Source organism: Streptomyces sp. NPDC002754, assembly GCF_053592315.1.
Genome location: NZ_JBSFVM010000067.1, coordinates 1 through 7,417 on the forward strand (window position 1 = coordinate 1; position 7,417 = coordinate 7,417).

Sequence of the window (7,417 nt, forward strand, 5' to 3'; positions counted from 1 at the left end):
GGCCCCGGCGGGGCTTGAAAGGCCTGCTCAATCGCCGCAGGGGCTTGAAAGATCGCCTCAATCGCCGGCGGGGCTTGAAAGATCAAGCCCCACCGGCGATTGGTATTTCCAGCCCCGCCGGCGATTGAGGCGCGGGTTCCGGGGCGGAGCCCCGAGGCGTTCACCACGAGTGGCCGCACGCTTTGGTGCGATTTAACGTAGGCGCATGATCGAGCTCTCGGGGCTGACCAAGCGCTACGGCGAGAAGACGGCCGTGGACGACCTCACCTTCTCCGTCCGGCCAGGAATCGTCACCGGATTCCTCGGCCCCAACGGCGCGGGCAAGTCCACGACGATGCGGATGATGCTCGGCCTCGACAATCCGACGGCGGGCGACGTCCGGATCGACGGCAAACACTACGCCCAGCTGAAGGACCCACTGCGCTACATCGGCGCGCTGCTGGACGCGAAGGCGATGCACGGCGGCCGCAACGCCTACAACCACCTCCTGTGCCTGGCGCAGTCCAACGGCATCCCCAAGAGCCGCGTACACGAGGTGCTCGACACGGTCGGCCTCACGGCGGTGGCCCGTAAGAAGGCGAAGGGCTTCTCGCTCGGCATGGGGCAGCGGCTCGGCATCGCCGGAGCGCTGCTCGGCGACCCGAAGATCCTGATGTTCGACGAGCCGGTCAACGGGCTCGACCCCGAGGGCATCCACTGGATCCGCAACCTGATGAAATCCCTCGCGAACGCCGGCCGTACCGTCTTCGTCTCCTCCCACCTGATGAGCGAAATGGCGCTCACCGCCGACCACTTGGTCGTCATCGGCCAGGGCCGCCTGCTCGCCGACACATCGATGGCGGACTTCATCCGGGACAACTCGCGCTCGTACGTCCGGCTGCGCTCACCGCAGCGCGAACTGCTGCTCGACGTGCTGCACCGGGCCGGCATCACGGTCGTGGAGTCCGGCGGCGCCCTTGAGGTGGACGGCCACCCCGCCGAGGAGCTCGGCGAGCTCGCGGCGCGCAACCAGCTCGTCCTGCACGAACTGAGCCCGCAGCAGGCATCCCTGGAAGAGGCGTTCATGCAGCTGACGGCGGAGTCGGTGGAGTACCACGCGCACACGGACGCTCCGCAGCAGCAGAACCCGCAAGACCCGCTGACGCCACCGAACCCGCAGGGTCCACAGAATCCGCAGCAGTCGGGCTGGGGTTCGAGCTGGGACCGGGCGAACCGAGAGAAGGGCGCCTGAGATGGCCGCGGCCCAGGTCCTCCGCTCCGAGTGGACCAAGATCAAATCGGTGAACTCGACGGCCTTCACACTCGGCCTCGCGGTGCTCGTATCCGTCGGCCTCGGCATGCTGATCAGCGCGCTGACCGGCAACGAGTTCGACAAGATGTCGACCGGCGACAAGCTGACCTTCGACCCGACCTTCATCTCCTTCTCCGGCCTCACCCTCGGCCAGCTCGCGATGCTGGTCTTCGGGGTCCTCGTGGTCGCGAGCGAGTACAGCACGGGCATGATCCGCACCTCGCTCGCGGCGGTCCCGCAGCGGGGCACGTTCCTCTTCTCCAAGATCCTGGTCGCCGCGCTGCTCGCGCTCGTCGTCGCGCTGATCATCAGCTTCGCGTCGTTCTTCCTCGGCCAGCTGATGCTCGGCGACCACGGCACGGACCTGGGCGCCCCGAACGTGCTGCGCGCGGTGTTCGGCGCCGCCGTCTACATGACGCTGCTGACGATGTTCTCCATGGGCGTCGCGGCGATGCTCCGCTCCCCCATGCTCTCGCTCGGCATCCTGATGCCGTTCTTCTTCCTGGTCTCGCCGATCCTCGGCAGCGTCTCGGCCACGAAGAAGGTCGCCCAGTACTTCCCCGACCAGGCGGGCCTGAAGGTCATGCAGGTGGTGGACGCACCGAGCGACGACGCGCCGTACGGGCCGGGAGGCGGGCTCCTGATCCTGCTGGTGTGGGTGGCGGTGGCCCTGATCGTCGGCTACGTCCTGCTGAAGAAGCGGGACGCGTAGTCCCCTCCGGCCCCGCCCGACGCTTTGCTCACTCTTGGCCGGAACCGTCAGCTCGCATATAGGCTCCTAACCCTTACGGGGGGCGTCTGCCCCGTCCTGAAACTCTCAGAACCTTCCGATGGGTGCGGAGAATGATCGAGGCAGTCGGCCTGACGAAGCGCTACGGCGCGAAGACAGCCGTGCACAACCTTTCCTTCCAGGTGCGGCCGGGAACCGTGACCGGGTTCCTCGGGCCGAACGGCTCGGGCAAGTCCACCACGATGCGCATGATCCTCGGCCTCGACCAGCCGACCGCGGGCCGGGTGACCATCGCCGGCCACCCGTACAACAAGCTCCCGAACGCGCCGCGGCAGGTCGGCGCGCTGCTCGACGCGAAGGCCGTGCACGGGGGCAGGACCGCCCGCAGCCATCTGCTGAGCCTGGCCCAGCTCTCCGGCATCCCGGCCCGCCGCGTCGACGAGGTGCTCGGCGTCGTCGGGCTGCAGGATGTCGCGAAGCGGCGTTCCAAGGGGTTCTCGCTCGGCATGGGGCAGCGGCTCGGCATCGCCGCCGCGCTCCTCGGCGACCCACAGGTGCTGCTCTTCGACGAGCCGGTCAACGGGCTCGACCCCGAGGGCATCCTCTGGGTCAGGAACCTGATGAAGCAGCTTGCCTCCGAGGGGCGCACGGTCTTCGTCTCCTCGCACCTGATGAGCGAGATGGCGCTCACCGCCGAGCACCTGATCGTGATCGGGCGCGGGCAGCTGCTCTCCGACATGAGCGTGCGGGACTTCATCGCGCACAACTCCGCCGGCTTCGCCCGGGTGCGCACCCCCGACAGCGAGCCGCAGCAGCGCGAGAAGCTGACGGCCGCGCTGACCGAGGCGGGCGGCCAGGTGCTGCCCGAGCAGGACGGCGGGCTGCGGGTCACGGGCCTGCCGCTGCCGCGCATCAGCGACCTGGCGCACGGCGCCGACGTACGGCTGTGGGAGCTGTCGCCGCACCAGGCCTCGCTGGAAGAGGCCTACATGCGGATGACGCAGGGCGCCGTCGACTTCCGCTCGACCGCCGACCAGCGCGCGGGTCTGCACGAGCCGCTGCCGCCCGGCGCTGTGCCGCCCGGTCAGATGCCGGTGCCCGGCCAGGGCCAGCCCGGATGGTACGCCCCACCACCGCCCCAGGCCCCGGTTCAGCCGCCCGCCCAACCGCCCGCCCAGGCGCCCGTAGCGGGCCAGAATCCGTACGCGGCCCCGATGCCGCAGCCGGGCACGCCCATGGCCCCGCCGAGCGCGCAGATGCCGCAGCCGAGCGCACCGATGCCCCCGCCGAGCGCCCCGGTGGCCCCGCCCGGCGCACCGATGCCGCCGCCCGCCGCCCCGCCGAACCCGGCCGGCACCGGGCCGAGCCCCGCCGCCCCGCCGATGGACAAGGAGACCCGGTGACCACGCCGAGCACGCCGTACCCGCCCCTCACCGCACCCGGCGCCTCGTACGCCTCGCCCATCCCGATCCGCAAGGCGCACCTCGGCGACGCGCTCGCCTCGGAGTGGACGAAGATCCGCTCCGTGCGCTCCACGATGTGGACGCTGGGCGTGATGATCGTGCTGATGGTCGGCCTCGGTCTCGGCTCGGCCGCCGTGGTCGCCGCCGACGACGGCTCGTCGCCGAGCAGCGAGCAGGTGCTCAGCCTCGGCTTCTTCGGCACGCTGCTCGGCACCATCTGCGTGATGACCCTCGGCGTCCTGACCATCGCCTCCGAGTACGGCACCGGCATGATCCGTACGACGATGACGGCCTGCTCCAGTCGGAGCCGGGTGCTCGCCGCCAAGGCCATCGTCTTCTTCCTGCTCGTCACGGTGCTGACCACCGTGTTCGCCGCGCTCGTCGGCGCCCTCCAGGTGGGCATCGTGGGCACGGACTCCCCGGAGGGCGGCACGTGGGCGAAGTCGACCGTCGGCGTCGGCCTGTTCGTCGCGCTGCTCGGCCTGCTCGGCCTCGCCGTCGGCACGCTCGTACGGCACTCGGCGGGCGCGATCACCATCATGGTCGGCATCGTCCTGCTGCCGCTCGTCATGGCGATCTTCATGTTCTCGGAGGCGCTCAAGGACCTGCAGCAGGCGCTGTTCGAGTACTCGGTCCCCAGCCAGCTCGCCGTGCTCTACGACAACTCGATGACCGCGGGCTCGGGCCCGACCGGCTGGCAACCCCTGTGGATCATGGCGGCGATCACCGCGGTGGCGCTCGGCGGCGCGTTCCTGTCGCTCAACAGCCGCGACGTATAAGGGTCCTGGGGCCCGGCGGCCCTCAGTACCTCGGCGCGTTCCTGGACCGCTGCACCTTCGTGGTGCGGCGGTCCTTCGCGTTCCAGCACGCCTTGTGCCAGTGCCGCCTGCTCTCTACTCCCCCGAACTCGGGCCAGGCGACGACATGGGCGACCCCGGAGGGGATCTGCTGGTCGCAGCCCGGGCAGCGGTACGTCTTTCCGGCCGCGCTCGCGCCCGCCACATGGCGCACGCTCCACTCCTCGCCCTGCCAGCTCTCCGTGGACTGGAACCCGCCGTAGCGCCTCGCTTCGTCCCCACTGCCGGTGGACTCGCTGCTGCTGGACGATCCGCCTGCCTTCGGGCGGTTGCGGCGCGGAGACACGTCTCACCTCGGGATGTCTGAACGGTGCGGGAGGGCGTATCAAGCGTACGCCGAAGGCCGCGGGGCTCCGGGCGACACGGTCTGCCGACGCCCGCCGGGAATTGCCGGAAAATCCGCCAATCCTCTTGCCAGGCCGTGTCTTTGGCACTTGCCACCCGTTATTGCCTGTAGGGGGAGTGCCCGCGTCGGCGCCAAGAAAGGCAGGAGTGCGATGCGTGTAGGGACTTTTGTACTGGCGGCCCAGTTTCCGGGTCAGGGGCAGGGCGAGGCGCTGCACCGCGCGGTGCGGTCCGCCGAGGTCGCCGAGGAGGCGGGTCTCGACTCGGTGTGGCTGGCGGAGCACCACTTCGTGCCGTACGGGACCTGTCCATCGGCCGTCACGCTCGCCGCGCTGCTGCTCGGCCGCACGAACACGCTGCGGGTCGGTACGGCGGTCAGCGTGCTGCCGACCGCGCACCCGGTCGCCCTCGGCGAGCAGGCGGCACTGCTGCACGTCACGTCCGGCGGCCGGTTCTCGCTCGGCGTCGGCAGGGGCGGGCCCTGGGTGGACCTGGAGGTCTTCGGGGCGGGCGTCGAGGCGTACGAGAAGGGGTTCCCGGAATCCCTCGACCTGCTCCTCAAGTGGCTGAGGGACGAGCACGTGGCAGGCGCCGGGGGACGCTTCGCCTTCCGTGAGGTCCCGGTCGTGCCGCGCCCGACGGTGGCGATCGGCGGCGCGGCCCAGGAAGGGCCGGAAGTGATCGTTGCCTGTACGTCACCGAAGAGCGTGCGGCTCGCCGCCGAGCGGGGTCTGCCGATGCTGCTCGGCATGCACATCGGGGACGAGGAGAAGGCCGAGATGGTCGGCCAGTGGCGGCGCCACGCGCGCGAGGCCGGGCATGCGGTCGAGGAGATCTACGCGGCGGAGCACGTGTCCGCCGGTGTCGCCCAGATCGGTGACAGCGAGTCGGAGGCCGCGGAGACACTCCTGAAGGCGATGCCGGGTTGGCTGAAGCAGGGGCTTGACGCCCATGTGACGGTCGACGGCAGGGCGCGGGCGATGCGCGACCCGCATGCGTACACGGAGCTGCTGTGCTCCCTGCACCCGGTCGGCACCCCGCAGTTGTGCGCGGACCGGCTCGCGGCCGCATCGGAGCGGACGGGGATCTCCCGGTTCGCGCTGCTCGTCGAGGGCTCCGGGGATCTCACGGCGACGGAGGAGAATGTGCGGCGGCTGGGAGCCGAGGTACTGCCGCAGCTCGACTGAGGCTGTGGCGCGGCACCTCGGCGCCCGCCGGCCCGTACAGATGCACCTCCCGCGTACGGGCCGACAGGCAACGGCTGTTACGCCCTCAACGCTCAGCAGTCACGCAGTTCCGGTGACTGGTTGAGCAGCTGGTTGCGAGCCGAGGTGAAGCGGGCGAGCGTCTCGTCCACCGACGGGTCCTGCGGGAACACCGCGACCCGGTGGCAGTTCTGGAACGCGAGGCGGACACCGAAGTGCCGCTGCAACGCGCCGCGTATCGCGTCACTCGCGAGCGCACGCAGAAGCTGTCCGCGCGCCTGCTCGTCCGGGGGCGGCGTCTGGTTGTCGGCGAACGCTCCGCCGTCGACCTTCAGCTGAGCCACCAGGGAGCTGATCATCTCCCATGCGTAAGGCAGGGAGGTCCGGACGCAGTCGACGAAGTCCTTCTCGTCAACCTCGCCTCGCTCGGCCTGATCCAACAGTGCCGGTGAGACGTCGAGCGACATGGGTTCTCCTCTCGCACCCCCGGGGAGCGGGGGCTGACGGACAGGGCAGAAGTCCTCGGCACGGGCACTCCGTGGAACACGCAGCGTGCACGCGTCGCGACCTCCTGTCTTCTACGGTAGGCAACGTGTCCGAACGGCAACAGGGCGTAGGGGTATTCGTTCGTACACAACCAGCCATTGGCGAACGCGTGCGTAACGCGTGTTCTAGGGCGAAGTGCGTTGGGCCGTGGGGTTCGAGTAGCGTTGCCGACCATGCGTCTCGTCATCGCCCGTTGCTCCGTGGATTACGCGGGCCGGCTCACCGCCCACCTCCCGTCGGCACCCCGCCTCATCCTCGTGAAGGCGGACGGCAGCGTCTCGATCCACGCGGACGACCGTGCCTACAAGCCCCTCAACTGGATGTCACCGCCGTGCACTCTGAAGGAGGGCACCGGAGACGACGAGGGCAAATGGACTGTCGTCAACAAGGCGGGCGAAAAGCTCATCATCACGATGGAGGAGATCCTCCACGACTCGTCGCACGAGCTCGGTGTGGACCCCGGCCTCATCAAGGACGGCGTGGAAGCGCACCTTCAGGAGCTGCTCGCCGATCGCATCGAGACGCTCGGCGAGGGCTACACGCTCATTCGCCGCGAGTACATGACGGCGATCGGCCCGGTCGACATCCTGTGCCGGGATGCCGACGGCGGGACCGTGGCCGTCGAGATCAAGCGTCGTGGCGAGATCGACGGGGTGGAGCAACTCACGCGCTACCTCGAGCTGTTGAACCGTGACCCGCATCTCGCGCCGGTGAAGGGTGTCTTCGCGGCGCAGGAGATCAAGCCGCAGGCGCGTGTGCTCGCGACGGACCGGGGGATCGGTTGCGCCGTGCTGGACTATGACGCGATGCGGGGTATCGAGGACGACAAGCTGCGGCTCTTCTGACCGGGCGCGCGAGGCGGCGTTGACGTCACGGGGCTCCGCCCCGGACCCCGCTGCTCAATCGCCGCAGGGGCTGAAAGATCGCCTCAATCGCCGGCGGGGCTTGATGAGCAAGCCCCGCCGGCGATTGAGCATGCC

General features: G+C 69.7%; 8 protein-coding genes. 6 read left to right on the top strand and 2 right to left on the bottom strand.

The window, feature by feature from the left end:
• The first annotated feature begins 205 nt into the window (after positions 1–205).
• From ACWD2L_RS40585 to ACWD2L_RS40600, 4 genes are all read left to right on the top strand, one after another.
• Positions 206–1,231, top strand: coding sequence for an ABC transporter ATP-binding protein (locus tag ACWD2L_RS40585; RefSeq protein ID WP_351345601.1), 1,026 nt, complete (start codon positions 206–208; stop codon positions 1,229–1,231).
• A gap of 1 nt (position 1,232) precedes the next feature.
• A complete protein-coding gene (locus ACWD2L_RS40590) occupies positions 1,233–2,003 on the top strand; it encodes an ABC transporter permease subunit (RefSeq protein ID WP_351345604.1) in 771 nt (256 codons plus the stop codon).
• 131 nt (positions 2,004–2,134) lie between these two features.
• Complete coding sequence (locus ACWD2L_RS40595) at positions 2,135–3,424, top strand: ABC transporter ATP-binding protein (protein WP_351345607.1); 1,290 nt, start codon at positions 2,135–2,137, stop codon at positions 3,422–3,424.
• Positions 3,421–4,263 carry an ABC transporter permease gene (locus ACWD2L_RS40600; protein ID WP_351345610.1) on the top strand — a complete coding sequence of 281 codons (843 nt, stop codon included), beginning with the start codon at positions 3,421–3,423 and terminating at the stop codon, positions 4,261–4,263. Before ACWD2L_RS40595 ends, ACWD2L_RS40600 begins: the two co-directional genes overlap by 4 nt.
• Before the next feature lie 22 nt (positions 4,264–4,285).
• On the opposite strand, the gene ACWD2L_RS40605 is transcribed toward ACWD2L_RS40600, so the two are convergent.
• Entirely contained in the window at positions 4,286–4,627 is a 342-nt protein-coding gene (locus ACWD2L_RS40605) for an ATP/GTP-binding protein (RefSeq protein WP_351345613.1), read from the bottom strand.
• Positions 4,628–4,838: 211 nt separating this feature from the next.
• On the opposite strand from ACWD2L_RS40605, the gene ACWD2L_RS40610 reads away from it, so the two are divergent.
• Positions 4,839–5,873 (top strand): LLM class flavin-dependent oxidoreductase, encoded by a 1,035-nt coding sequence (locus ACWD2L_RS40610; protein ID WP_351345616.1) that lies wholly within the window; start codon positions 4,839–4,841, stop codon positions 5,871–5,873.
• 92 nt (positions 5,874–5,965) lie between these two features.
• Here the strand turns inward: ACWD2L_RS40610 and ACWD2L_RS40615 are convergent, their stop codons facing one another.
• Positions 5,966–6,358: an SCO5389 family protein gene (locus ACWD2L_RS40615; RefSeq protein WP_266714153.1), complete on the bottom strand. Its 393-nt coding sequence runs from the start codon at positions 6,356–6,358 to the stop codon at positions 5,966–5,968.
• A 252-nt stretch (positions 6,359–6,610) separates the two neighbouring features.
• On the opposite strand from ACWD2L_RS40615, the gene nucS reads away from it, so the two are divergent.
• Positions 6,611–7,282, top strand: a complete 672-nt coding sequence (nucS, locus tag ACWD2L_RS40620; protein ID WP_351345619.1) for an endonuclease NucS — start codon at positions 6,611–6,613, stop codon at positions 7,280–7,282.
• Positions 7,283–7,417 lie beyond the last annotated feature (135 nt).

What these genes read in the sequence shown, in the direction of transcription:
- ACWD2L_RS40590 (WP_351345604.1), top strand. Translation starts at nt 1,233, where the DNA reads ATGGCCGCGGCCCAGGTCCTCCGCTCCGAGTGGACCAAGATCAAATCG.
- nucS (WP_351345619.1), top strand. Translation starts at nt 6,611, where the DNA reads ATGCGTCTCGTCATCGCCCGTTGCTCCGTGGATTACGCGGGCCGGCTC.
- ACWD2L_RS40595 (WP_351345607.1), top strand. Translation starts at nt 2,135, where the DNA reads ATGATCGAGGCAGTCGGCCTGACGAAGCGCTACGGCGCGAAGACAGCC.
- ACWD2L_RS40615 (WP_266714153.1), bottom strand. Translation starts at nt 6,358, where the DNA reads ATGTCGCTCGACGTCTCACCGGCACTGTTGGATCAGGCCGAGCGAGGC.
- ACWD2L_RS40585 (WP_351345601.1), top strand. Translation starts at nt 206, where the DNA reads ATGATCGAGCTCTCGGGGCTGACCAAGCGCTACGGCGAGAAGACGGCC.
- ACWD2L_RS40610 (WP_351345616.1), top strand. Translation starts at nt 4,839, where the DNA reads ATGCGTGTAGGGACTTTTGTACTGGCGGCCCAGTTTCCGGGTCAGGGG.